Raw genomic sequence first — 23,233 nt, forward strand, 5'->3', positions numbered from 1 at the left:
AGACAAGTAGAATTAAACAGCCGTTAGAATTTTGATAAATTTTCCAGAGTTTTGCTAATAAAGTACCATATTTAATGAGTAGAGATGCTTTAGTAGTTGGCATTAATCAATACAATTTTTCAAGACTGTCAGCTTTACGATCACCTGCAATAGATGCAGAAGCGATCGCCAAGCGACTTAGTAAAGCTGGAAATTTTCATGTCAAGAGATTGCCACAACTTCTAGACCCCTTTGAAGATAATGCTCCACGGATATCACCACATCAGGAAGTCAAGCTGACAGATTTAAAAGATGCTTTAGAAGAATTATTTTATCCTGAAGGTCAGAGCATTCCTGATACAGCCTTGTTTTATTTTTCTGGGCATGGTATTCGCACAGGTCGGCGGATTAAAGAAGGTTTTCTAGCTACCAGTGATACTAATCCTGATGTGGGAAACTGGGGACTAAGCTTAAAGTGGTTACGTGAATTATTACAAGAAAGCCCAGTAAGACAGCAAATTATTTGGTTAGACTGTTGTTTTAGTGGTGAACTACTCAATTTTACCGAAGCTGATCCAGGTGAACGTGGCAATACACGTGATCGCTGTTTCATTGCTGCTTCCAGAGAATTTGAGCCAGCCTATGAAAATGTGGGTGGAGCAAATAGTGTCTTGACTAACGCAATTTTGCGAGGATTTAACTTGGCTAATGTATCTAACCAATGGGTGACGAACGAAACATTAGTGGCATTCTTGCGAGAAGAATTAAAAACCGCACCCCAAAAATTCATCTCTAATAATTTGGGGTGTATTAATATTATTTTTAAAACAGAAACAGGCAATAAACAAGCTGTTCAACCTGCTACACCAACTGCCAATCAGCCAAATCAAACAGCTAAATTAGCAGAACAGTTACGAGCTTGGTTTACTGCTTTACGCTATGACTTTGAACAGTATGAAATTAACAATGAAACTTATTTTGAGTGGATTATTAATGTCATTAATCCCATAGGACGCAAGCGTTATAACCGAATTTTGGTACGCGGTATCACAGGAGAAGCTGAAATGAAAGATGTTGCCGCCTTGCGAAAGTCAGTCAATTCTCAAAGAACAGATATAGGTTGGCTCATTACAAACCGCCGTATCAGTCGGGCTGTTAAAGATGAGGTGAGCAAGCAAGAAAACCAGGAATTTTTTTGCTATACCCTTGATGAGTTACTGGATCGAGATGCCGATTTTAGTGGCTATCTCAACTGGTTGGAAGATGAAATTAAGCAACGAGGAATTGACCGCACCTATGTACCCCTAGCTTGTACCAAAGAGGAATTTGATCCCATCTCAAAGCAGAAAATGGGCATTAGCCGTTATGGTGAAGTTGATGGTTGGATTGATGGTTATGTTGATCGCTGGCTTGATGATCCTGCTAAAGAACACCTGTCCATTCTGGGTGAATTTGGTACTGGCAAAACTTGGTTTGGATTGCATTATGCCTGGACTGCCTTGCAACGCTATCGTGATGCTCAACACCGGGGAGTAGAACGTCCACGTTTGCCGTTAGTTATTCCCTTACGGGATTATGCAAAAGCAGTCAGTGTAGAATCGTTATTTTCCGAGTTCTTTTTTCGTAAGCATGAAATTCCACTGCCTGGTTATTCTGCTTTTGAACAACTCAATCGCATGGGTAAAGTGCTATTGATTTTCGACGGCTTTGATGAAATGGCAGCCAGGGTAAATCGCCAACAAATGATTAACAACTTCTGGGAACTAGCCAAAGTAGTAGTACCAGGGGCAAAGGTAATTCTCACCTGTCGCACCGAACATTTTCCAGAAGCCAAACAAGGCAGAGCTTTGCTAAGTGCAGAGTTGCAAGCATCTACAATTAACTTGCCTTTAGAAACACCGCGCTTTGAAGTGCTGGAATTAGAAAAATTTGATGACGAGCAAATTCGGCAGGTACTAGCGTTTCGTACTGAACCAGAGACTGTAAAAAGAGTAATGAATAATACGACACTGCGGGATTTAGCACGTCGTCCCGTAATGACAGAACTTATTATAGAAGCCTTGCCAGAAATTGAAGCGGGTAAACCAGTTGATATATCACGGGTATATCTATATGCTGTGCGGCACAAGATGGAGAGGGATATCAAAGCCGAACGCACTTTTACTTCATTGGCAGATAAACTCTACTTTCTGTGTGAACTGTCGTGGGAAATGCTTTCTACAGACAAGATGAGCATGAACTACAAAGAATTTCCAGACCGCATTCGGCATTTGTTTGGTTCTGTAGTTCAGAAACAAAGGGATTTAGACCACTGGCAATACGACATGATGGGACAGACGATGCTTATTCGTAATGCTGATGGAGATTATACTCCGGCGCATCGTTCTTTCCTAGAGTTTTTTATTGCTTACAAGTTAGCTGCTGAATTAGGTATATTAAACTCAGAATTTGTTGAAATTGCTAGATCGCAATCACATTTATCTCATGAATCACCACAAGATTATACATGGTCTTCATATTTTCAGAGGACAATTAATCATCAGGGTGAAATTATACCTATTTTACCGCTTGGTAGATTCTTACAAGAACCTTTTGAATATCTATCAAAAACGATTGGTCAGCTAACCTTGACTAGAGCAATTATCGATCTATTAATTTTAATGATTAAACCCGGCACAGAAACAATTGAAGTGCTAAAAAATATTGTTTTTTCGACTAAAGGGAAAAATCAAGAAGAAGTTAATTTTCTTGGAGGTAATGCAGCGACACTTCTTTTAAAACTAGATAATATCAGTCTTAAAGGTTGTGATCTTCAACGTAGTGTAATTTTAGGAGCTGATTTTACCAATGCCATTCTTCAAGATGTTGATTTTACAAATGCAAATTTAGAAAATTCAATATTTAATATTGGACTGGGGAAAATTTTGGCAGTTGCATCCAATTTTGATTCCAGTTTGGCAGCTACGGGTGATGATAATGGTGATGTTAGGTTAGTACGTTTTAGAGATGGTCATCATATTTCAACTCTTAAAGGTCATAAAGCTCCAGTACGCACAGTTACCTTTAATCCTAAAGGAGATATATTAGCTAGTGGTAGTGAGGATAACACAATACGTTTATGGGAAACTGCTACGGGCAAATTGCATTACGCTCTTCCAGGACACACAGGCTGGATCTGGTCTGTTATTTTTAGTCCTGATGGTAAAACATTAGCTAGTAGTAGTGGTGATAGCACAGTTATATTGTGGGATGTCCTTAGTAGTAAACAAATTGGAGTTTTAAAAGGACACCTCGGCCCTGTTAGATCAATTGTATTTAGTAGTGACTCCAAAGTTCTTGCTAGTGCTAGTGAAGATCAAAAAATACGATTATGGGATGTAAACACGAAAAAATGCTTATGTAATTTAAGTGGGCATAACGATTGGGTATTAAATGTTACTTTTAGCCCAAATGATAAAATTTTAGCCAGTGGTAGTACTGATTGTACAGTTAAGTTATGGAATGTTGATACCGGAGAATGTAGTAAAACTCTACAACTAAATAAGAGTCCAGTTAGGTCAATAACTTTCAGTCCTGATGGTAAAACTCTGGCTTGTGGTAGCGAAGATCAACAAATTAAGTTATGGAATGTTGAAACTGGTGAAAGCATATCTTTAGAAGAAAATGCTGATCGGGCTTGGGTTAAATCAGTTTTATTCAGTCCTGATGGTAAAACTTTAATTGGTCAAAATCCTATTTTGCAAGAAGCTGTAAATCAGGTTCAGTCAATTGCTTTTTGTAAAAATACTGTACTAGCTAGTGCTAGCAGAGACCAAACATTACAATTATGGGATGTTATCACTGGTGAATGTCTAAGTGTTTTACAAGGTCATACTGACCGAGTTCTAACTCTTGCTTATAGCCCTGATGCTGAGATACTAGCAAGTGGTGGTAATGATTGCAAAATTATACTGTGGGATATCGCAACAGGTAAAGCTCTGCATCATTTTCTAAACTTTAATAATCCAGTGCGATCAATTGCTTTCAGTCCTGACGGTAAGATTTTGGCTAGCGGTGAAGATCATATTCTTCACTTATGGACTGATTTAAAGAATGAGCCTAAGCGTTTGAATAGTTTAAAAGGTCATCAAAAATGGTTGTGGTCTGTCACCTTTAGTCCAGATGGTAAGATTTTAGCTAGCGGTAGTGGTGATCGCACAATTCGACTATGGAATGTCAAGACTGGAGAATGTGAAAAAATTCTATCTGGTCATACTAGTCCAGTAAGATCAATCTCCTTCAGCCCAGATAGTAAAATTCTTGCTAGCGGTAGTGAAGATAAGACATTACGATTATGGAATGTCAAATCAGGAAGATGTCTTAAAATTTTACGAGAGCATGTTAGTTGGGTACGAACAATCGCTTTTAGTCCAGATGGGAAATTTTTAGCTAGTGGTAGTGAAGATCAAACATTAAGATTGTGGCATACCTCAACTCGTAAATGTGAAAAAGTTTTTTCAAATCACACCAAAGGTATAAGGTCAATCGCTTTTAGTCCAGATGGGAAATTTTTAGTTAGTGGTAGTGATGACGAGACTATCAAGATTTATCATAGTGTAGAAACTAAAGAGGTAATTGAAAATAAAACTTTAAGAATCCCTCGTCCTTATGAAGGTATGAACATTACAAATGTAATCGGCTTAACAAAAATTCAGAGAGCTACATTAAAAGCTGTAGGAGCCAAAGAAGATTCTATACTTTGAACTGAATCTCCTACCTGTGTGCATTCGTAATAAAAATACTTGTAAAATTTACCCTACAATCCATTTAGACTCCGATATTTTCAAATTATTCATAATAACCTCCACAAAGCGTTAGAAGCTTGCAATATAACTGGCGCAAAAACGTACAATCGTGCTGCTAAGATGTCTGCTAAGTCGCAGTTTGAAAGCCATAAACAGAGGTTCTTCAATCATCTGCTGACCGGGATGAAATGCCCTACCCTGATCAAAGCGATTGAGCAGGATTTAGCCCAAGGTCTTGCAATTGTCATTCAAATAGTTTCGACTAATGAAGAACTTTTGAAACGACGACTTGATGAAGTTCCGGCTTCCGAATGGAAGGATCTCAATCTTGACTTGACCCCACGGGAATACGTCATGGATTACCTGATGAGTGCTTTCCCTGTTCATCTTCATTCCATCCATTCAACCGTTGATGGAGAAGAAAGATCCGAGCCAGTCTTTGACGCTGATGGCTCTCCAGTTATCTCTATTGAAGCTGTAGCCTTGAGGGATGTGTTAGTCGATAAGTTAGCAAGCCTTGATCCCATTCCTGGTGCATTAGAACAATTACTGTGGCATTTTGGTCACAAGCAAGTGGCTGAAGTAACTGGTCGCTGTAAGCGAGTTCTCAAAGATGAATCTGGACGTTTGTTTGTAGATTCACGCGGTGCTGGAGCGAATATTGCTGAAACTGCTGCGTTTTTGCAGGGAGACAAACAAATCCTCATCTTCAGTGACGCTGGTGGTACGGGTCGCAGCTATCATGCTGACCTCAACGCTGTGAATAGGAGACGGCGATCGCATTATTTGTTGGAAGCCGGCTGGAGGGCAGACAATGCCATCCAAGGTTTAGGGCGATCGCACAGAACCAACCAAGCATCTGCACCCGTGTTCAGACCTGTTACCACTAACGTTATAGGTGAACGCCGCTTTATCTCAACCATTGCCCGAAGGCTGGATAGCTTGGGCGCTCTTACTCGCGGTCAACGGCAGACGGGTGGCAATGGGATATTTGAGGCTAAAGATAATCTGGAGTCGAACTATGCAGAACACGCGCTGTATGAATTATTCAGACAAATATACCAAGGTCGATTTTATGAAGTTCCACTAGGGACTTTTGAGCAAATGACTGGACTCTCGCTCACTTCCCACGAAGGCGGCATGAAAATCGATCTCCCACCCCTGCGCCAATTCCTTAACCGACTGCTGGCTTTACGCATTGATATACAAAACATCATTTTCGAGCGTTTTGAGTTGTTGCTAAGTCAGCAGATTGAAACAGCGATCGCTGCTGGTGTCTATGAAATGGGGGTGGAGACTTTACGGGCTGAACGCTTTACTGTATTGAGCCAGGAAGCTGTATATACTCATGCTCAAACTGGTAGCGTCACCAATTACTTGAAAGTAGAACGCACCCAAAATAACCGCATCAAAACTGCCGAAGAGATGTTGGAGTTCGCAACTCAATATCAAGGAATGCTCATGATCAACTCCAAGTCAGGCAATGCTGCTGTGTCAATTCCAACACATAGTATATACGACTCTGAGGGTGGAGTTGTCCCAAGAGTTTTGCTGATTCGCCCACAGAAAGAAACTCGCGTACCAATTCAAGACTTGGAATCTTCCACTTGGCAGCAAGTTTCTATTGATGCGTTTGCTGCTGCTTGGTCTACTGAAATAGACGCACTGCCTAAGTTCACAACCGATTACCTGCATTTGGTAACTGGTATTCTCCTACCCATCTAAGCCTCCGGGGTACTCCCGCCACAGCGAAGCTTGGCGGTGATGGGGATAAAAGGGCTGATTGAGTGGGGGTCAATCCCCCCGAAATCAGCAATCAGGACTGCTTTGTTTCTCAACATAAGATTTAAGTTGTTCCAGGGTAACACCTCCACACGAGGCGACAAAGTATGCACCTGTCCAAAAGACTGGTTTACTGTAAAACCGATCAACGTGTTCATTGAACTCCTTGCGAATTAAACGACTAGACACTGTTTTTAGGTTGTTCACTAGCTTGCTGACTTCCACATCCGGCGGGTAACTGATAACCAGGTGAACATGGTCTGATTCTGCGTTGAATTCCGTAACTTTGCTTCTCCACTTAGTACAGGTGTTTTCAAATATTTCTTGCAGTCGTTTGAGCATTGCTTGGTTGATAACCTTCCTCCGATATTTAGTGACAAGCACTAAATGAATATTAAGGCTATAAACTGCTCTGTGTCCTATGTTGTAAGTCATGCCACCAAATGGTATTATGACTATATGCTACTAACTTATCAGTTCAAACTCAACCCTACTCCCGAACAAGTTGTCATTCTTGAGACTTGGGGCGAGTTGCTGCGTCGTCATTGGAACTACGCACTAGGGGAAAGATTGGACTGGCTAAGGCGCACAAGGTCACAAATTGACCGATGTAGCTTAGTTTCTGAACCAATTGGGGAGATACCAGACAAAGCAGATTACTATACACAAGCAAGCAACCTCAAGCGGACTAAAGAGCTATTTCCTAATTACAGAAACATCTACGCCGACTGCCAACAACAAAATTTAATGCGGTTGGACAAGGCGTGGAAACGATGGTTAACACCTGACAAAAAGGGTAAAAGGGGAGGAAGACCACGTTTTAAAAAGCGTGGTGATATAAGTTCTTTTACATTTCCTCGCGTTAATTCACCAAAAGCTGGCGCACATCTGACAGGTAATACTCTCAAGCTGTCCAAGATTGGTGAGATTGATGTTATCTTGCATCGACCAATTCCAGAAGGATTTGAGATTAAGCAAGCAACAATTTTAAGTAAAGCTGATGGGTGGTATGTGAGTTTTTCTCTTGAGGATAAAACTGTACCTGATTCTTTATCTGTTGATAAAATTAAGTCTGCCACAGGTATAGATGTCGGTCTGGAGAAATTTTTAACTACTGCTGATGGACAAAGTATTGAAGTACCGCAGTATTACCGTAAAGCACAATCAAAATTAGCCCGTCAGCAACGGCAACTTGCTCGTAAAATCAAAGGGTCTAAGAATCACAGTCAGCAATCTAGCAAGGTTGCAAAGACTCATTTGCACGTTGCGAGACAAAGAAAAGAGTTTCACTATCATGTCGCTCATTGGTTGGTTAAATCTTATGACTTGATTGTTTTTGAAAACTTGAACATTAGAGGTTTAGCTAGAACACGATTAGCTAAGTCGATACTTGATGTTGCCTGGGGTGCATTCCTGGAAATCATGCAAGCAGTAGCGGTAAAACGCGGCAAGCTGACACTTGGAGTTGACCCTAGAGGGACAAGTATTAATTGTTCAAATTGTGGCGAAAGAGTCGAGAAAACTTTGTCCGTCCGCGTTCATAGTTGTTCTTGTGGATTAGTCATTGACCGCGATTGGAACAGCGCAATGAATTTGAGGCAGCGCGGTCTTGGGGTTTCCCCAAGTGGAGCGACTGCCGTGTTAAAGCGTGGGTCGGTTGGACTACCGATTCCTGGCTGTGGAGGCTTAGGGGATACCCAGCCTATGAAGCAGCAAGTCTCATTTGTGAATCTGAGATGCTCCCGCTACACTGCTTGCAGTTAGCGGTGAGAGTTGTCACCTGGAAAATCCTGCCACAGCACAATAGCCGAGTCTTCCGCTTGCAAACCAGCGATGGACAAAAGATTCTCGGTCGGGTGGTGAATGCTCACGACATTCAAACCGTGCGCGAACAACTTGGACTCAGGAACCAGCTGCTTTCTCCAGAAGAACTTGTGAAGCTGGTACTCAACGAGAGATATACACAGCAGTTGCCAGGTGGTGTAACCTTGCGACGTTCTTTCGTTGCTAATGAACCTCGCATAGAACTGGTTAATGCTATCTCACTGGCAGAGCGACTCTTAGCTGTAGGTTGCTTCACCGAGATCATCAACTGGAAAAAGCGGGTGTTCATTCCGGTTTCAGATAAAGCGCCAGCTATTCTAGCGGCTGTGATTGAAATCTTGGGATAATTCCCAACCTCAAAGACCCAGGCATGACATTTAATCTGGGTCTTTTTTACTTTCACAAATTGGGCAGCGATGATAACACCAAAGGAAGTGCAATCTACCATGCAAACGCTCCGCGAGAAATTGATGAAATTTTTGTGGAGAAAGCAATCATGGCTAAGAAAGAATTTGCAGCCGCCCAAGCCGTTGAGTTGTACATCGGCAACTATCGGTTTGATGCCATTAGGATTGTTGAGACGGAAGAGTACCGCATGTCTCAAAATCAAATCCTTTCAACCATTAGTATCAATCGTAACTGGCTAATCACGTTACCTTTTAAAGCACCCAAAGTCTATCAAAAGCTTGTAGGACAAGGACTAAATCATGTTACCCTTTTTGCGGAATATACCGTCAATGGCGTGGGAACCCGTGCTGAAACTATATCAGTAAAGGATGCCAGAATAATTTGGCGCTATTTCGACACGAAAGGAAATACACAAGCTCAAAAGCTAATAGATGCCTTGTCTGAAGACTCACTCACTAGCAGATTCGATCAAGTCTGGGGAGAGTCGCGGACAGTTGAACAACGACGCATCGATGATTCTCGCATCTTGGATACGCCCCGCCCTTGGACGAAACTTTTCGAGACTGAATTTGAGGAGAATCTAGCACGGATAAGCAAGCTGCATAAGAGGCACATACAAAATGGTAAATACTATTGGGAGTTTGTCTACAACTGGATGACTCCAGAAGAAAAAGCCAAGCTCGATATTGTTAATCCAATTTTGCCTAACGGGAGAAGAAAGTACAAAATACACCAAATGCTGTCGAAAGAAACAAAGGAGAGATTATCTCCCCACGTGATATCAGTCCTAGTTCTGATGAAGTCGGCTAAATCGGTGGCAGAACTGAGGCGGCTGGTGCAGAGGCAGTACGGAATTGATCAGCCTAATCTGTTTGATGGTTGGAATGTGGAATAGTTAGTGTGAGTTCTGCGGTAAGCTGACAACGGTTTACCGCAATCTTGTGTGTGAGCTTATATAAATTTTTTTGCAAAAATGGCATTTCAGCAATATGGAGTTTCACTATATCAGAATCTTGCATACGTGAAAATAACATCATTGTTTAACCTCGGTTTAAGAAAACCCTATAACGGCATTCCAGCAATATAGAGTTTCGATTTTTCAGAGTTTCGCTATATCAGAATTTTGCATACGTGAAAATAACATCATTGTTTAACCTCGGTTTAAGAAAACCCTATAACGGCATTCCAGCAATATAGAGTTTCGATTTTTCAGAGTTTCGCTATATCAGAATTTTGCATACGCGAAAGTAATATCATTGTTTAACCTCGGTTTGAGAAAACCCTATAACGGCATTCCAGCAATATAGAGTTTCGATTTTTCAGAGTTTCGCTATATCAGAATTTTGCATACGCGAAAATAATATCATTGTTTAACCTCGGCTTGAGAAAACCCTATAACGACATTCCAGCAATATGGAGCTTTGATTTTTCAGAGTTTCGCTATACCAGAATTTTGCATACGCGAAAATAACATCATTGTGTAACCTCGGCTTGAGAAAACCCTATAACGACATTCCAGCAATATGGAGCTTTGATTTTTCAGAGTTTCGCTATACCAGAATTTTGCATACGCGAAACTACAAAATGCTGAAACTATGAAAAACTAAATTTTTAAAGTTGTATAATTTCACTATTTCGCTAACATACGCTATAAGTCTAAGCTCTAATTCAGCAAAAGGAACCAATAGTGATTATTACAGTAGCTAGTTTCAAAGGTGGAGTAGGCAAGACAACAACGGCTGTTCACTTAGCAGCTTATTTAAACCGAAAGGGGGCAGCTTTACTTGTTGATGGTGATCAGAACCGTTCTGCTATGACATGGGCTGCACCAGGGAAACTACCATTCAAGGTAGTTACTGATATTCAGATGCCTAAATATATTCGTCAGTTTGAGCATATTATAATTGACACCCAAGCCCGACCAACCAAAGAAGACCTTGAAGAGCTAGCTGACTCTTGTGATCTTCTTATCTTGCCAACGACACCAAAAGCTTTAGATTTGGATGCTCTTTTAAGAACAATTGAAATCTTGCACCAGATGAAATCCAATTTTAAAGTTTTACTAACGATGGTTCCACCACCACCAAGCCAGTCTGGGAAGGAGGCAAAAGAAATGCTTTTAGCTGAAAATATTCCTATTTTTAAAGCCGAAATTAAGCGCCTAGTAGCCTTTGAGAGAGCGCCTTTAGAGGGTGTTATCGTCAAAGATTACCCTGACCCAAGAGCAGATGCTGCTTGGGCTGGGTATGAAGAACTTGGAAAGGAGATAATGGTCTAATGACACAAGAAAAACCAGCAGGTGGTCGCTTTGCAAGCCTTCGAGCATTGCGAGAACAGCGTACAGAAGAACCACTTGAACCACAAGAATCGCTCGAACCACAAGAAGTACCTGAACCACAAGAATTACCTGAACCACAAGAAGTACCTGAACCACAAGAAGTACTTGAACCACAAGAAGTACTTCAGGAGCAAGAAATAGAACAAGCTAGTTTATTACAAACAGATGTAACAGAGAAAACAGAGAAAGGCTTGAAAGAGATACCAGAGGCAACGAAGCTTCAACCAGTTGTAGCAAAGAAAACAAAAAGCAACCTGCCTCAGAAAAATAAAACTGTACCTCAAGATGAAAAGCGTGGGCCAGGACGGCCTGCTGGTCGTCGGAGCAATCCCAACTATACTCAAATTTCTGCATATATTCCTTTGGATATGTTATTAGAAGTTCAAGATGTCTTAGCAGAGGAAAGAAAAGAATTGAGAAAGCGAACACCGCGCCCTGTAAGCGATTTAGTAGAAGAACTATTAGGAACATGGCTGAAAAAGCAAAAATCTAGTAAATCAGATAGATGAAAAACTGAAATTTCATATTTTTGCGTATGCAAAATTCTGAAGTCTTTCATTTCTAATCTTTAAGCAAAACATTGAAACATGAACGAATACTTCAGTGGTGAATCCAAATGGATTGAAACCGCCAGGAGCAGTTGTTGGCCTATATGACCAAGGATTATGGTGGCCTACTTTACCGTTGCGGCCAAGTGTTGATGAAGTTGAACAACAAAAAAGACCTCAAGAAGAGGTAGGTAAACCTGAATTGATCAAAGATATAAAGTACAAACTGACCTATGGAGTGGGTAATTCTCAGAACACGCTACCTACTAACTATGAAGTTTATCGACAAGTGGTAAAAGCTTACCCAGAAAGAACTCCTTTGGAATTGACTTTGGGTGTTAATGATAATTCAGTTGAGAAAGCTGAACCTGTAAGCAAGTAGTGACCCTAAATTACGTATTCAGCAAGAAGTTAGAGATCAAGACTGAATTGCTTTTCAACAATCTTATTGACAGTAAAGTATAAATCAAAAAGTCAACAACGATCTAATTTAATTTCTGCTGCGTTGATAAAAAAGATTTCAAAAATTCCTGATGGGGGCTATATAGGGGCTATATATACCCCAATATTAGTTCAAGCCTTTGGTGACATTTTAACCCCTATATAGGGTATATATAGGTGCTAAATGGGGTATATTTGACTGGTTAATATTTTGTACCCCATTTAGCCCCCAAGGGGTTATGATAAGCTCTTGAGATTAGGCAAAAAAGGGGAAGTTATTTTATTCTTCTTTCTCTTGCTCTTGCAGATCCCTTGAACAGATAATTTTCACAAATTAAAGTGTATTACTTGGAGCAGATGTCAAACATTCACACGTCGCAAAAAATTTTTCCTGCGGGTTTCGATAACGGTTACGGAAGTCTCAAACTTTTAGTCGAAGGGTTTGAAGTAATTCGTGTACCCAGTTATATAACCAATGCCGAGATGGAAGATGTGCCAGGGCGTGTAGTTTTTAACGGTACTGCTTATACAGTTGGAGAATCTGCTTACCGGACAGGGAATTATTTTGACCGCAACACAGACAATAATGAAAATAAAGTCAACAACGCATTATTGACTTTATTGGGTGCATTGGCGCATCTACCACACCGTAAAGCTTGGCACTTAAAATTAGTCGTCAGCTTACATGATGTTGGTCTGGCTGAAGAATTACAAAAAGTACTCAATGGAGAATATCAGCCAATACTTGCTGGCAAACAATCAGACGTGAAAGTAGAAGTTCTGAAAGTTGTACTAGAGGGAATGGGTGCATTGTTTGGGCATCCACTACCCAAAAAATTAACCATTTTAGACTTTGGCAATGGTACGACTTTGTATTCTCGTTACAACCGGGGTCAGCGAGAAGTTCACACTGCTTACCCCATAGGAGTAGAAGTTCTCATCGATGATATTTCCCAAAAAATGAAACATCTAAATGGTGGAAAAATCGGAGATCCATCCAAAATCCGATTTTGTTTGGAAATGGGGCATACTCGATACAGTCGTGACATCGATATCAAAGATATATACAGCGCTTGTTTGAAAGATTGGTATGAAAAATACTTGAAGAAAGTGGTGAATCTGACACTGGATGCCAAGCACCAGGGAGATGAAATCTGGGCGATTGGTGGAGGCTGTCTCTTACCAGGATTTAAGAAGCTGTTGGAGAAAAACGGCTTCAAAATCCTGGACAATCCGGTAGAAGCCAATGTCTCTGGGCTTTTAGAGATGGCAAAAACTATTTTTGCCAAGAACCCAACTACTACATCTCTTAAGTGAAGTTATAACAATGGCAGATAAAAAAGACTTAGCACCGGAAAAAGTTCGCCTCAAAGATAATTACCGAGAGCGCATATTTGCAGAATCGCAAAAACTAGATAAAAGTTACCTGGACACGCTTTACTTTATAGTTGATTGCTATTTTGTTTTCATCAAGGCTGGATTACCTGCACAACTTTTACCTTCCTCACCTATTAATACTGAATCAAACCAACTCACGTCTTGGACTCAAACTCCATTTGCAGACGAGAAAGAAGAGGATTCTTCAGGAGAAACATTCAGCCTTGATTTTGATTTGTAACCGTCACAGGAAGTTGGCAACGCTAAAGAAGGGGAATTAGCCCTGAAAGCTTTGCCAGACCTCAACTGTATCCCTCAATTGTAACAATTAATGTAATAATTTTTGCAACGCCAATTTTCTTACTTGGGCATTATTCAACTCCAGTAATAACAAAGTTGGACATTTTTTGTTATTCCCGGTAGGATTATTGCTATGAGCCTATCAAGAGGTAGCAGATGAACGTTTCTCTGACCATAGAACTGGAAAAGTGGGTGCAATCCAAAGTTGAAAGCGGTATGTACACTTCGGCTAGTGAAGTGATCCGTGAAGGTCTGCGGCTGCTCAAAGAGCAGGATGCCCTCAAAGCAATACGCCTTGCCGAGTTACGTAGGGAGATACAGCAGGGGATTGATAGCGGAGAATCTACACCGCTAAACATGGATGAAATTATCGAATTGGCGAAACAACAACGGCAGACGAGAGAATCCCCATAATGGCGACAATTCTTATAAAACCGTTAGCACAAGCTGATTTATTGGATATTTGGAATTTTATTGCCAGTGACAGCTTTGATAAAGCAGATCAGCTTCTAAAAAAAATAGACAGTCAGCTCAAAATGTTGGCATCAAACCCAGGTATGGGAAGAAAACGCGATTCCTTAGCACCAAATCTGCGAAGTTTTCCAGTAGGGAATTATCTAATTTTCTACCGTTCTATAAACCAAGGGATTGAAGTTATTCGTGTTATACATGGGGCAAGAGACATTCAAAGCGTTTTTGAAGAAGATGATGAGTAAGTCATTCTTCAATAGTTAGATTTTTGCCAACACTCCTGCTTTCTCTTTATTACTTGCGAAAAAATCAGTTTTGAACATCCTTACAGTTGGCTGACTGTATACCCTGCTCTAAAGCACTCGATAACTGCATCTAAATTGCCTGACTTTAGATGTGCCAGACCTTGATTATAAGAAACCTGTGCTTGCTCTAAATTAGCCGTCTCCATAGTGCTGTCCTCCTTTTCTATTGCTTAAAAAGGCTATTCTAGGATAAATCTATCTTTGTATGTCTATTTGTTGTGTTTGAGATTTAGCTAGTATTTTATCAATTTGAGTATTAGCATACTCAAAAGTTTGCAATATCTGTGGAGTTACTTTATTAGTCTGCACCTTGCCAGATTGCAAGTTTAAAATTACCTCTCCATTTTTCTGCGAAATAGTTAAATCCCTCTGCTGGGTATTGAAAGCCAAGTCATAAATCTTTCCTTGGACTTGAGTGCCATTTTCATTAGACTTACCCCAAACCATGCCAATTCTTTGAGCAATTTGAGTCAGCCGACTGATTCTTTCAAGCTCAAATGTATCTTGATTCATTACTGTCAAGGCTTCGGCTGATAATTGCTCACCAGCTTTAAACCGATTAGCCACTTCTACAATGCGTTTTTTGTAATTCTCCGACTTCCCTAACTTATCTGCGGCATTGTACCAATTTCTTAAATCATCAATGGTAACTGATTGAGGTTGGACTTCTTGATTAGGTGAGGCTCTGTTTTGTGGTTCAGGAAACGGGACTATTTTCCCGTCCACATAATCCCCCAATGGCTCTAGATGTAGTCCCCACACCTGCTGTTTTTCCGTGAACAATTCTGGTAATGCTTTGGGTGAGTGCTTTTCCATGTCAGCCCATTGCTGTTGATAAACGGGGTCAGCAATCATATCAGGTGTGATTTGATACTGCTTACCGACTCGAAAGGCGACTTGCTTACCAATGCCTGTTGCCAGAGCAATATCGCCCTCCTTAAATCCATACTGTTTGTAAGGCTCATAAGCTCTAGTAGTGTGAGTTCGACCATATCCTCTCATCGCATCAATACAAGTGTTTACTGGTATTGGATTGGTGTCACCATGCATCATTAAAGGGTAGTTCATCGGAATCGGTTTGCCTTTGATGACAGGAGGAGCGATATTTTGAACCTCTTGGTTTGGGTGGAATTGAGCGCTTTGTTGAGGCGGAGATTGCGCTGTTTGTTCTGGTGGTTTCAAAAACTGCGGTCGTGTGGCGAGGGAATTAACTCTTTGTTGATAGCCACTATTTGATTCAATCACAGCCCCGAATTTCTTGGTCATGCTCTCCAAAGTTTTGGGGGGAATTGAACTACTGACTAAGTTAAATACTGCTAGACCTTTTTTAGTTTCCCTGATAACATCTTCTGTTGGTACTTGCTGACATTCAACTTTTTGAGCAGTTAACCATTTAGTCACAGTTTCAGCTTTCTGATTGTCAACAGCCAAGCCCATGACTCCAAGTTTTTTGTTTGATTCTGTCGAAAATAAGAAAGTAGGACGCTCTTTAATATGATGGAGAATTTTCGTACTACTCTCAATCATCTCTTGTTCTTCAGAATTAACTGATTGAGTCCCAAAAGCCTGAAATTCCTTCGTCCAAATAGTAGGATATTCAACGGTATTAGGGTCAATTTGAGCGCAAATAACAGAGAAATTACTTTCAATAATAGTGGGTGCGGGTGTTAGTTTTCCGGTTTTGAGCAGTCCAAGCTGTCTGAGCGCGTCTTTGTCTTTTTTAAAGTGCAATACTCCCAAGGGTTCACCATTCAAAAACGCAGCATCTCTAGTTTTAGAAGCTGAGGTTTCGATAGTCAGTTTTCGGTAATCTTGATCATTGAATGTCTGACCAGAAAAATCATAGAAGTTAATTTTATTAATTTTGAGGAGATTTCCATTGGGAGACTCACCCAGGACAAAAGCTTGATCTCCTGTCTCAGAAATTGACGTGAGCTTTAATTTTAGGGGATTACCATTTTTAAGATAATTAATTTCTTTTAACTGTTGGGCAGAATCACTGTCTAACTCACCCAGGGTCAAAGCATCAATTTTGATTTTTACTGTTTTATCAGGAATCGGCACAGTGCCAAATTCTAAGTTGACCGATTCGGCGTTGAAAACAAGTCCTGCATAAGAGAAGTTCTTGAGTTCACGGATAGTAATTTCAACCGGCTCGTTTCCTGGTAGTCCAATAGTTGCTGATGCTGTGGCAGGTTCTACCCCAACCATACAAGAGAGCGCTTTCGTTCCAATGGGAAGCTGTGCGGTTCTGGTTTCGAGCATGGCGAATTCCTTATATTCGCCGTCACTATCCTGGACAAACATTAGCCTGGAAACATGGCGCTCATGTCCGACTGGGTGGTGACTAGCTCTAATTTCTATCGGGTGTTTTTCGGTGGGATTCCAGTCTCGACCCAAAAATTGATTCGCTTCATTATTCAGTGTGACTAACTTCGGTTCAGTAAATTGCAATTTATCTAAGCGAGAGATAATCTCATTGGGGAAAGCAGCGAAAGCAAAATTAGAGACTTTTTTAGCGATCGCTTGGGGATTTGCGTTTTCTTTTCTTGCAACTTCAAGTTCATCTTGGCGGGATGCACAGATATTCCAAGCGGCGGCGGCGGATGCAAGTTTTTCTGACTCTGGGATCTTCGTGTAAAATGCTTCTGCCGTTTCATAAGCCTTGGCAAAGAGTAGTTTAGTTTGGCTTCTAGTAAGTTCTGGTTTTAGTTCTAAGAGTTTAGCTCCCTGCATGGTCATCCCCGCCTTGAGGTTGTGGTCAGTTACAGATTGTTGGCTAACTGTCCCCAGGTTGCGGTAAGCGGGTTTTCCATCTGACCCAACCTCACCATCTATCTGTGCAACTGCTAATAATCGGTGCGGGCGTTCAAAACTTCTGAATTTCTCTCTTATTTCATCTAAGCGAATGTTCAACGTTTGGGCTTTCCAAATCAGAGGATGCCCGTAGCGGGTGAGGTTGGTAATTTCCAGTTGCGTTCCCTGTGGAGTTTGCACAATTGCGGATGGCCCTTTCTCAGTTTCACGCCGTTGAGACATCCGTACCGCAGCGTTGAATTTCAGATCGAACTCGTACTTCGCGGCGATCGCTGCAAATTTTTGTTGTGGTGTAAATTCTACTCCTTTGAATAAGTCTTTAAACTGGACGATGGGACGCGATTCTAACTGTGATTCTTGGAAATATTTATTGGTTTGGCTAATCAATAATTCTACTGGTGAGTAGCCCTTTGGCGTTATCCCCGTGTTTAAATAAACTGACGAAGATTTCTTATCTTTAATATAATTAACATCACGATACAAGTAGCGGCTGTTTTCCCTGATTTTATCCATCTCAGGTTTTTTAGCACTTTTGAATAAATCAACCGCTATTTGGTTTTGATAACATCCTTCTTCAATCATGCTCCGGTACATTTGACGGTTAATGTCCATTGCTTGCTGGATAATTTCGGGAGTTCTTTGAGAATGAGCAATTTCAACAACCCCTTGCATATAAGGCTTGTATTCTTCTCGAATTAACTTTGGATCTTTCTGGCGTTCTTGCTCAAACAGGGTTTCGTAATGGTTAGAAACTTGGTCTAAATAATTTGATTTCTGCTCAAAAGTACCATAAGTGTTTAGTACCTCAATTTCTGATTCTAATGCCTCCAGTGCTGTCACTTGATTGTTGATTATGCCCACGCTGATGCTATCGCTCATGTGGATAGCGATTTTTTCAAATGGAGGCTGGGTTCCATCGGTGGGATCATAAAATGATTGTTTTTTGAGCTTAACCGTGGGCGAATAGGCGTTTTTGGGAAGATTTCTTTGCTCTGCCTCTGCTGTCAGGTTAGGGTATAAGCTAGCTCTTGCTACACCAATGCAGTCACCATCGTAGTCTCGTGCTTGGCGTTCTGATTCGGTTTCGACGGGATTAACTTCGTTGTGTTGAATACCTTGGGCTTCTAACGCTTCAATCCGAGCAAGTATGCGTTTGTGATCTTCATCATTGACTACAATAATTCCTTGTAAGTCTGTACCATCTGGAGCTAGGCGGTCTTCAACATATTTGTTATTAGAAACACACAGACCGTTAGAATTAAGAAAGGGAGAACGAAAATTTAATATTTTTTCATTTTCATCCATCCAAGTCACACAAATTTCGCCATTCTTAAGTTCTTTGGAAGGGATAATCATTCCTCGGTCAAAAGTTAGTGTCTTGCCAACTGCAATATCACGCCACTGACTTTGTATAAACCGATTCAACTCTTGTTTTACCTTTTCCGTTTCTAGTAATTGTTGATGACCAAGTAAATCAGCTTTGATGAGTTTGTACATGAACATATCATCTTTCTGAGATTCATCTGATTCATCGTTTAGCTCTAAGTCTTCATCAGAATTATTCTCTACTTGTTTACTTAAAGTATCAGTTTTAACTGATTCAATAATTTCTTGTCCTAAAGATTCTTTTTGCTCTTCTGAAAATTCTTTTCGCTTTTCGTAGTTTTCACAGTACAGTTGTGCAACAATTCTAGGGTCATCTTGAGCTTCTGCTAGCTTTTGGGCTTGTACCTCTAATTCTTCTGCAAAATCCTTAATACCTTGAGGAAATGATGCCAATAATTGAGATATGGCAGTTTTACCTTTTTGAGATTGTACCTTTTCACCCAACCAAATAGTTTGCTGATATAATCCTGGCTCAATTTGAGGTTTAGATGGGCTTCCAGGCTTATCCTTGTCTGTACCCTTAAAGCTACTAATGGGGATAATCAGGTCTATTTTAGGCGTGTTATTGGGGTTAGCATACTTTATTTCTTTTAAGTCGTATGGTCTTAATGTTCCCTTGCCAAAACGATATTCAGTATCTTCTCCATCCCCTTCTTTCCAGCCGAAGCGATGCTGAATTACGCGATAACTTTTGTCTGATTGTTCTTCTCTTTTGGTTAACTTATCATATAATTCAGTTGAAATTTGCCCATAACAATCCCCTACCAGTTTCCAAGCAACCTCGTTGTCAAGGATTCCTCCGTTTTTTCCCTTTGCATCGGTCGAATCATCTACTACTAGAATATTTAATTTTTCACTAATGGTATCCCTACACGAACCTAGAAAGATAGAGCCATAAGCACCACGGTCTTTACGGTCTGGACAAAGTTTTTCGATTACTTCTAAACATTCTGGTGGCCCATATAATAAACGTGTCTTTGAAGATAACAGAAGAACATGACCATCTGGATGATTTTTTAAGTCTTCTGATTTACTGTACTCATCAATATGTCCAAATGAGAATTTTTTTTCAGGAAAGTAAGATTCAAGTAGTGTGTTGTCTAACTTCTCAGCTAAAATTGACTCAGGATTTTTATTATTGGCATCTGGATAAATCCACTGATTTAGTCTAGTATCAAAGTGTTTGAATTCTAGTGTCATAAATTATTAATAATTTGTAATTTTTAGGAGGTTTTATATGTCGAGAATTAAACGTTGGATAAATATGCATAAGAAGGAGTTCAACCCAGATGGGACTTTAAAAAATGAGGCAAGAATTGAAATGTTGTCTAGTGGAATGATTCCAGAAGCCATTGATGACTATGCCCGTAGGTTAAAAATCAAATATGATGAGTGGAAGCATTTAGATGAAACCGACCCAGAGGCGTGGCCTGTTTACACTGCCTACGATTTCTTTACAGCAGAAGAAAAGCGGCAGTTTAACCCAGACGGTTCTCTTAACCCTAAGTACGTTCAAGAAGCTCTAGACAAGGGCATCAGTGAGGGATGGCTTGAAGAGATGGAGCGACGCAAGAAAATTGAAGTTGATGATTACAACAAAGTTTCTGCAAAAAAGGCAGAACAAGGCATCAACTTCGGTCAACAAGAAATGAATAGCAGAATGTATGCCAGCAAAACATACGTTCAACGTCGGCAGCAGATGGAGCAAGACCTGCGTAACTTTGAGCCGGAAGACAGTTTGCCTTTCGACAAGGACACAGCATTTTAGGTGAGCCGAAGCAGAACGAGTGATAATACAAGCTGAAAGCATTATCAAACAGAGCTTTCAGCTTTTTAGTAACATCCTTTTCATGAGCTTGAACAGCAGGCAGGTTAGCAGCAGCCGATGGTTTGGCAGAGCGAAACGCCCCGTTAAAAAAGGCAATCATTCCTAAAATGGCAAAGGGTGTAATGATTAATATGTGCAGTGAATTGAATGCCGAGTGTTCTCTGACTACTTCAGCCCACATATACACTTGCAGTTGGTCTTCCGTTGTCTGCTGGGCGAAAAAGCGAATTGTTTGGTTAATTGGCAAGGCGTTCTATAGCTGGAGGGATTACCCCAGACGATCGCACAACTGACTTGTTGGAAGCGGCGGCAAGGAACGCAAACATTCCTAAAATAGCAAAGGACGTAATAATCACTTGCTGTACGGATGCAAAGACCGACTTTTCTTTCTCCTTTTGGACAGTAATGCGATTCAGATTCTGTTGAAATGCCGAGAAATACAAATAATTCAACACTTGTTTACATAAGGCGGGGTCTTCACCTATTTGTACTTTCTGGCACAGGAGAATTTCTAGATGCTCTCGGCGGCGATCGCTTGTAGACAAATCGCGCTCATCCCACAGTTTTGCCTGGGTTGTATCTAAAGGTCTATTAATACCTAATATAGTCATACTATAGCCTTCTTTATTTGTTGAGTTAGTTGAGGGAACAGGTGTAATTGATAAGTCAATTACACCCTAGTGTGCTTTTTGAAAAATGGAACTTATACCTAACTTAAGAAGTTTAGATATGCTTTCTAAAAAGAACTAGCAACTTGAGTACTGAAAAAATCAAAACTCAGGTTGCTAGTAAAGTTTGAGGATATATGCTATATTGCCCAGTCCAAATCTTCTGTTGGAGATGGAGATAAAACCTGTGCCTTGGGTGATGGTTGGGGTGTATCCGGCTCTAGTGGGTTCGTCCCATCCTGAAATATTTCCTCAGCCAAAGTCCGTCCATCGCCGTCAATGTCGCTTGTGAGAAAATACTCTAAAACTTGCGGTGTAGCACCATCAATTGCTGCTTGTGCTAGTAGGGATTTAATGAATTGGGGAGATGCTTCACTATCAGCTAGTACCTTCAAAGTTTGCTCGGCATCTTGGATGGTCATTTTGGAGATATCTCTAACTCCAACTTCGTCCCAGACATCGCCAAAATACTGACGATATTGCTGATTAAAGTCTTGTTCTTGGGCGAAGTGGGCTAATTCTTGTACTTGTAATTGTGTCGTTTCTGACATATCAATTGACTAAGGTTAATTATTCGCGTTTATTGTTTGAGCCAACAATCTTGAGCAATTGTTGATTAAGCGGAGGGAAACACCATTCAAAGCCAAACCCTTGCATTTGTTAGCTTTGGCGATGTTAGACAGAATGTCTGTCTAACATCAGACAGCATTAGTCGCAACAGTTGTCGTACAAATGCAAACTAATCTAAATCCCAAGACTTGTAGTGATATAACCGTTCCTTTGCCAAATCTCCATGTCCGGTTTAAAACTCTTGAATGGTTGAACATAATAATCAGGAACTAGGGGTTTGTCTTGGCGGTCATAGCTCAATTCATGATCCAAAAACTTGATATGGCTAATATGGGATGCCCAAGCATCGGCTATCCTATCACCTAATCCCATTGTGTCTAAATATTTAGGTAGTTCCATTCCGCCATTCCAACAAATGGGAATGCCTTCACTATCAAAATGTTCGGTTAGCTCTTGGCGTACAAAGGATGCTGTCCCACCACAAACTAAAATTTCATCCATTTGAGCAATATTTCTCAACCAGCGCCATAAAGCACGGCAGTACTCTTTGCGAACTATCGGTAAAATCCGACAAAACAACTCTACATCAGCATTGATTTCTTCAATTTTGGTTTTGCGCGATAGAAACCGCAGTGCATCAAAATTGTTATTCGTGGTTTCGGCTAAAGCTGAAATTAGGCGTAAGTCATCTTTTGATAAACCTACAGCAGTACGTTCTACAAACTGATGCACTACCCAATTCATCCCTAAATCTGTAGATTCAGCTTTTATTGCATTCCCCTTGTGCGACAGGATAAAACTGGCATTACGATAGCCTAACATCAGCATTCCTATACTCTTTTGGAAATAGTTTATGTTGACGTTGCGACTGCGATATGCCATGATACCCGCCCCTTCTGGACTGACATCAAAGCTACGCAGTTTTGCTTTTAACCTCCCTGTTGGCGTGATTATTCCTGTTTTTAAGTTCTGTGCTAGTTTTGCTCTGAGCGTTTGCCCATCCGAAGCTTCTCCCACTGGCAACAACAAATGTACATATAGCTCTATATCTGGGTTTTTCACTCCCAGCCGCCGAATTGCCAACCATAACATAGCTGCTACTTTCGGTAAGGCATATTGATACTTTAAATCTCTAATAGCTGATGTCCCCGCGAACATACTTTTGGCTAATGCTCCCAAGACATAGTAGTCTGACCCAATTCCTATCCACACCGTCGTATCTTGTACGAGTTGATTTGACAAATATTCTATTGACTCTACCCCTAAATCCGCTATTTCTGGTTCCATTGCTAAAACTATTGGAACCCCATCTGGATAAATCTGTGCTATCCCCTTCTGAAAACTTGTCCCTAAATCAATCGTTATCGCAACTTTTGTGTAGTCTTTAGAATTATTCTTTTTATTCAT

At 40.6% G+C, this 23,233-nt stretch carries 18 protein-coding genes and 1 pseudogene; 13 read left to right on the forward strand and 6 right to left on the reverse strand.

What is annotated here, in order from left to right; genetic code table 11:
• The first annotated feature begins 74 nt into the window (after positions 1 to 74).
• Positions 75 to 4,721, forward strand: coding sequence for a WD40 domain-containing protein (locus ACWATR_RS31325; protein ID WP_460341508.1), 4,647 nt, complete (start codon positions 75 to 77; stop codon positions 4,719 to 4,721).
• A gap of 162 nt (positions 4,722 to 4,883) precedes the next feature.
• Positions 4,884 to 6,488, forward strand: a complete 1,605-nt coding sequence (locus tag ACWATR_RS31330) for a strawberry notch C-terminal domain-containing protein (RefSeq protein ID WP_460341511.1) — start codon at positions 4,884 to 4,886, stop codon at positions 6,486 to 6,488.
• A gap of 84 nt (positions 6,489 to 6,572) precedes the next feature.
• On the opposite strand, the gene tnpA is transcribed toward ACWATR_RS31330, so the two are convergent.
• The gene (gene tnpA, locus ACWATR_RS31335; RefSeq protein WP_334881810.1) at positions 6,573 to 6,980 is read right to left on the reverse strand and encodes an IS200/IS605 family transposase; all 408 of its coding nucleotides are present in this window, start codon (positions 6,978 to 6,980) and stop codon (positions 6,573 to 6,575) included.
• A 24-nt stretch (positions 6,981 to 7,004) separates the two neighbouring features.
• Here tnpA and ACWATR_RS31340 point away from each other — a divergent pair, with 24 nt between their 5' ends.
• The 10 genes and pseudogenes from ACWATR_RS31340 to ACWATR_RS31385 all read left to right on the forward strand — a co-directional run bounded on the left by ACWATR_RS31340 (position 7,005) and on the right by ACWATR_RS31385 (position 14,497).
• Positions 7,005 to 8,309, forward strand: a complete 1,305-nt coding sequence (locus ACWATR_RS31340) for an RNA-guided endonuclease InsQ/TnpB family protein (protein WP_460341515.1) — start codon at positions 7,005 to 7,007, stop codon at positions 8,307 to 8,309.
• The gene (locus ACWATR_RS31345) at positions 8,282 to 8,716 is read left to right on the forward strand and encodes a hypothetical protein (protein ID WP_460341518.1); all 435 of its coding nucleotides are present in this window, start codon (positions 8,282 to 8,284) and stop codon (positions 8,714 to 8,716) included. The genes ACWATR_RS31340 and ACWATR_RS31345 overlap by 28 nt, the downstream gene beginning before the upstream one ends.
• A 23-nt stretch (positions 8,717 to 8,739) precedes the next feature.
• On the forward strand, positions 8,740 to 9,672 hold the full coding sequence (locus ACWATR_RS31350; RefSeq protein ID WP_460341521.1) for a P63C domain-containing protein: 933 nt from the start codon (positions 8,740 to 8,742) through the stop codon (positions 9,670 to 9,672).
• 792 nt (positions 9,673 to 10,464) lie between these two features.
• On the forward strand, positions 10,465 to 11,055 hold the full coding sequence (locus ACWATR_RS31355) for a ParA family protein (RefSeq protein ID WP_190944375.1): 591 nt from the start codon (positions 10,465 to 10,467) through the stop codon (positions 11,053 to 11,055).
• Complete coding sequence (locus tag ACWATR_RS31360) at positions 11,055 to 11,624, forward strand: hypothetical protein (RefSeq protein ID WP_460341525.1); 570 nt, start codon at positions 11,055 to 11,057, stop codon at positions 11,622 to 11,624. The genes ACWATR_RS31355 and ACWATR_RS31360 overlap by 1 nt, the downstream gene beginning before the upstream one ends.
• Before the next feature lie 88 nt (positions 11,625 to 11,712).
• Positions 11,713 to 12,045 (forward strand): annotated as a pseudogene (locus ACWATR_RS31365) (hypothetical protein); the annotation flags it as partial.
• Positions 12,046 to 12,461: 416 nt separating this feature from the next.
• Positions 12,462 to 13,421 carry a ParM/StbA family protein gene (locus ACWATR_RS31370; protein WP_460341528.1) on the forward strand — a complete coding sequence of 320 codons (960 nt, stop codon included), beginning with the start codon at positions 12,462 to 12,464 and terminating at the stop codon, positions 13,419 to 13,421.
• 10 nt (positions 13,422 to 13,431) lie between these two features.
• Positions 13,432 to 13,722, forward strand: a complete 291-nt coding sequence (locus ACWATR_RS31375) for a hypothetical protein (protein WP_190965191.1) — start codon at positions 13,432 to 13,434, stop codon at positions 13,720 to 13,722.
• A 215-nt stretch (positions 13,723 to 13,937) separates the two neighbouring features.
• Positions 13,938 to 14,195, forward strand: a complete 258-nt coding sequence (locus tag ACWATR_RS31380; RefSeq protein ID WP_190965425.1) for a type II toxin-antitoxin system ParD family antitoxin — start codon at positions 13,938 to 13,940, stop codon at positions 14,193 to 14,195.
• The gene (locus tag ACWATR_RS31385) at positions 14,195 to 14,497 is read left to right on the forward strand and encodes a type II toxin-antitoxin system RelE/ParE family toxin (RefSeq protein WP_460341532.1); all 303 of its coding nucleotides are present in this window, start codon (positions 14,195 to 14,197) and stop codon (positions 14,495 to 14,497) included. Before ACWATR_RS31380 ends, ACWATR_RS31385 begins: the two co-directional genes overlap by 1 nt.
• An 80-nt stretch (positions 14,498 to 14,577) precedes the next feature.
• On the opposite strand, the gene ACWATR_RS31390 is transcribed toward ACWATR_RS31385, so the two are convergent.
• On the reverse strand, positions 14,578 to 14,703 hold the full coding sequence (locus tag ACWATR_RS31390; protein WP_277926785.1) for a hypothetical protein: 126 nt from the start codon (positions 14,701 to 14,703) through the stop codon (positions 14,578 to 14,580).
• Between the two features lie 49 nt (positions 14,704 to 14,752).
• A complete protein-coding gene (locus ACWATR_RS31395; RefSeq protein ID WP_460341536.1) occupies positions 14,753 to 19,960 on the reverse strand; it encodes a hypothetical protein in 5,208 nt (1,735 codons plus the stop codon).
• A 37-nt stretch (positions 19,961 to 19,997) separates the two neighbouring features.
• On the opposite strand from ACWATR_RS31395, the gene ACWATR_RS31400 reads away from it, so the two are divergent.
• Entirely contained in the window at positions 19,998 to 20,528 is a 531-nt protein-coding gene (locus ACWATR_RS31400; RefSeq protein WP_460341539.1) for a hypothetical protein, read from the forward strand.
• Between the two features lie 296 nt (positions 20,529 to 20,824).
• Here ACWATR_RS31400 and ACWATR_RS31405 read toward each other — a convergent pair whose 3' ends face one another.
• The 3 genes from ACWATR_RS31405 to ACWATR_RS31415 all read right to left on the reverse strand — a co-directional run bounded on the left by ACWATR_RS31405 (position 20,825) and on the right by ACWATR_RS31415 (position 23,233).
• Entirely contained in the window at positions 20,825 to 21,199 is a 375-nt protein-coding gene (locus tag ACWATR_RS31405; RefSeq protein ID WP_460341542.1) for a hypothetical protein, read from the reverse strand.
• A gap of 197 nt (positions 21,200 to 21,396) precedes the next feature.
• Positions 21,397 to 21,807, reverse strand: a complete 411-nt coding sequence (locus tag ACWATR_RS31410; RefSeq protein ID WP_460341545.1) for a hypothetical protein — start codon at positions 21,805 to 21,807, stop codon at positions 21,397 to 21,399.
• A 193-nt stretch (positions 21,808 to 22,000) separates the two neighbouring features.
• The gene (locus ACWATR_RS31415) at positions 22,001 to 23,233 is read right to left on the reverse strand and encodes a hypothetical protein (protein WP_460341548.1); all 1,233 of its coding nucleotides are present in this window, start codon (positions 23,231 to 23,233) and stop codon (positions 22,001 to 22,003) included.

The organism is Nostoc sp. UIC 10890 (genome assembly GCF_054786515.1).

Excerpts from the sequence above, each read along its gene's own strand:
- ACWATR_RS31325 (WP_460341508.1), top strand. The coding sequence starts at position 75 with ATGAGTAGAGATGCTTTAGTAGTTGGCATTAATCAATACAATTTTTCA.
- ACWATR_RS31330 (WP_460341511.1), top strand. The coding sequence starts at position 4,884 with ATGTCTGCTAAGTCGCAGTTTGAAAGCCATAAACAGAGGTTCTTCAAT.
- tnpA (WP_334881810.1), bottom strand. The coding sequence starts at position 6,980 with ATGACTTACAACATAGGACACAGAGCAGTTTATAGCCTTAATATTCAT.
- ACWATR_RS31340 (WP_460341515.1), top strand. The coding sequence starts at position 7,005 with ATGCTACTAACTTATCAGTTCAAACTCAACCCTACTCCCGAACAAGTT.
- ACWATR_RS31345 (WP_460341518.1), top strand. The coding sequence starts at position 8,282 with ATGCTCCCGCTACACTGCTTGCAGTTAGCGGTGAGAGTTGTCACCTGG.
- ACWATR_RS31350 (WP_460341521.1), top strand. The coding sequence starts at position 8,740 with ATGACATTTAATCTGGGTCTTTTTTACTTTCACAAATTGGGCAGCGAT.
- ACWATR_RS31360 (WP_460341525.1), top strand. The coding sequence starts at position 11,055 with ATGACACAAGAAAAACCAGCAGGTGGTCGCTTTGCAAGCCTTCGAGCA.
- ACWATR_RS31370 (WP_460341528.1), top strand. The coding sequence starts at position 12,462 with ATGTCAAACATTCACACGTCGCAAAAAATTTTTCCTGCGGGTTTCGAT.
- ACWATR_RS31375 (WP_190965191.1), top strand. The coding sequence starts at position 13,432 with ATGGCAGATAAAAAAGACTTAGCACCGGAAAAAGTTCGCCTCAAAGAT.
- ACWATR_RS31380 (WP_190965425.1), top strand. The coding sequence starts at position 13,938 with ATGAACGTTTCTCTGACCATAGAACTGGAAAAGTGGGTGCAATCCAAA.
- ACWATR_RS31385 (WP_460341532.1), top strand. The coding sequence starts at position 14,195 with ATGGCGACAATTCTTATAAAACCGTTAGCACAAGCTGATTTATTGGAT.
- ACWATR_RS31390 (WP_277926785.1), bottom strand. The coding sequence starts at position 14,703 with ATGGAGACGGCTAATTTAGAGCAAGCACAGGTTTCTTATAATCAAGGT.
- ACWATR_RS31395 (WP_460341536.1), bottom strand. The coding sequence starts at position 19,960 with ATGACACTAGAATTCAAACACTTTGATACTAGACTAAATCAGTGGATT.
- ACWATR_RS31400 (WP_460341539.1), top strand. The coding sequence starts at position 19,998 with ATGTCGAGAATTAAACGTTGGATAAATATGCATAAGAAGGAGTTCAAC.
- ACWATR_RS31405 (WP_460341542.1), bottom strand. The coding sequence starts at position 21,199 with ATGACTATATTAGGTATTAATAGACCTTTAGATACAACCCAGGCAAAA.
- ACWATR_RS31410 (WP_460341545.1), bottom strand. The coding sequence starts at position 21,807 with ATGTCAGAAACGACACAATTACAAGTACAAGAATTAGCCCACTTCGCC.
- ACWATR_RS31415 (WP_460341548.1), bottom strand. The coding sequence starts at position 23,233 with ATGAATAAAAAGAATAATTCTAAAGACTACACAAAAGTTGCGATAACG.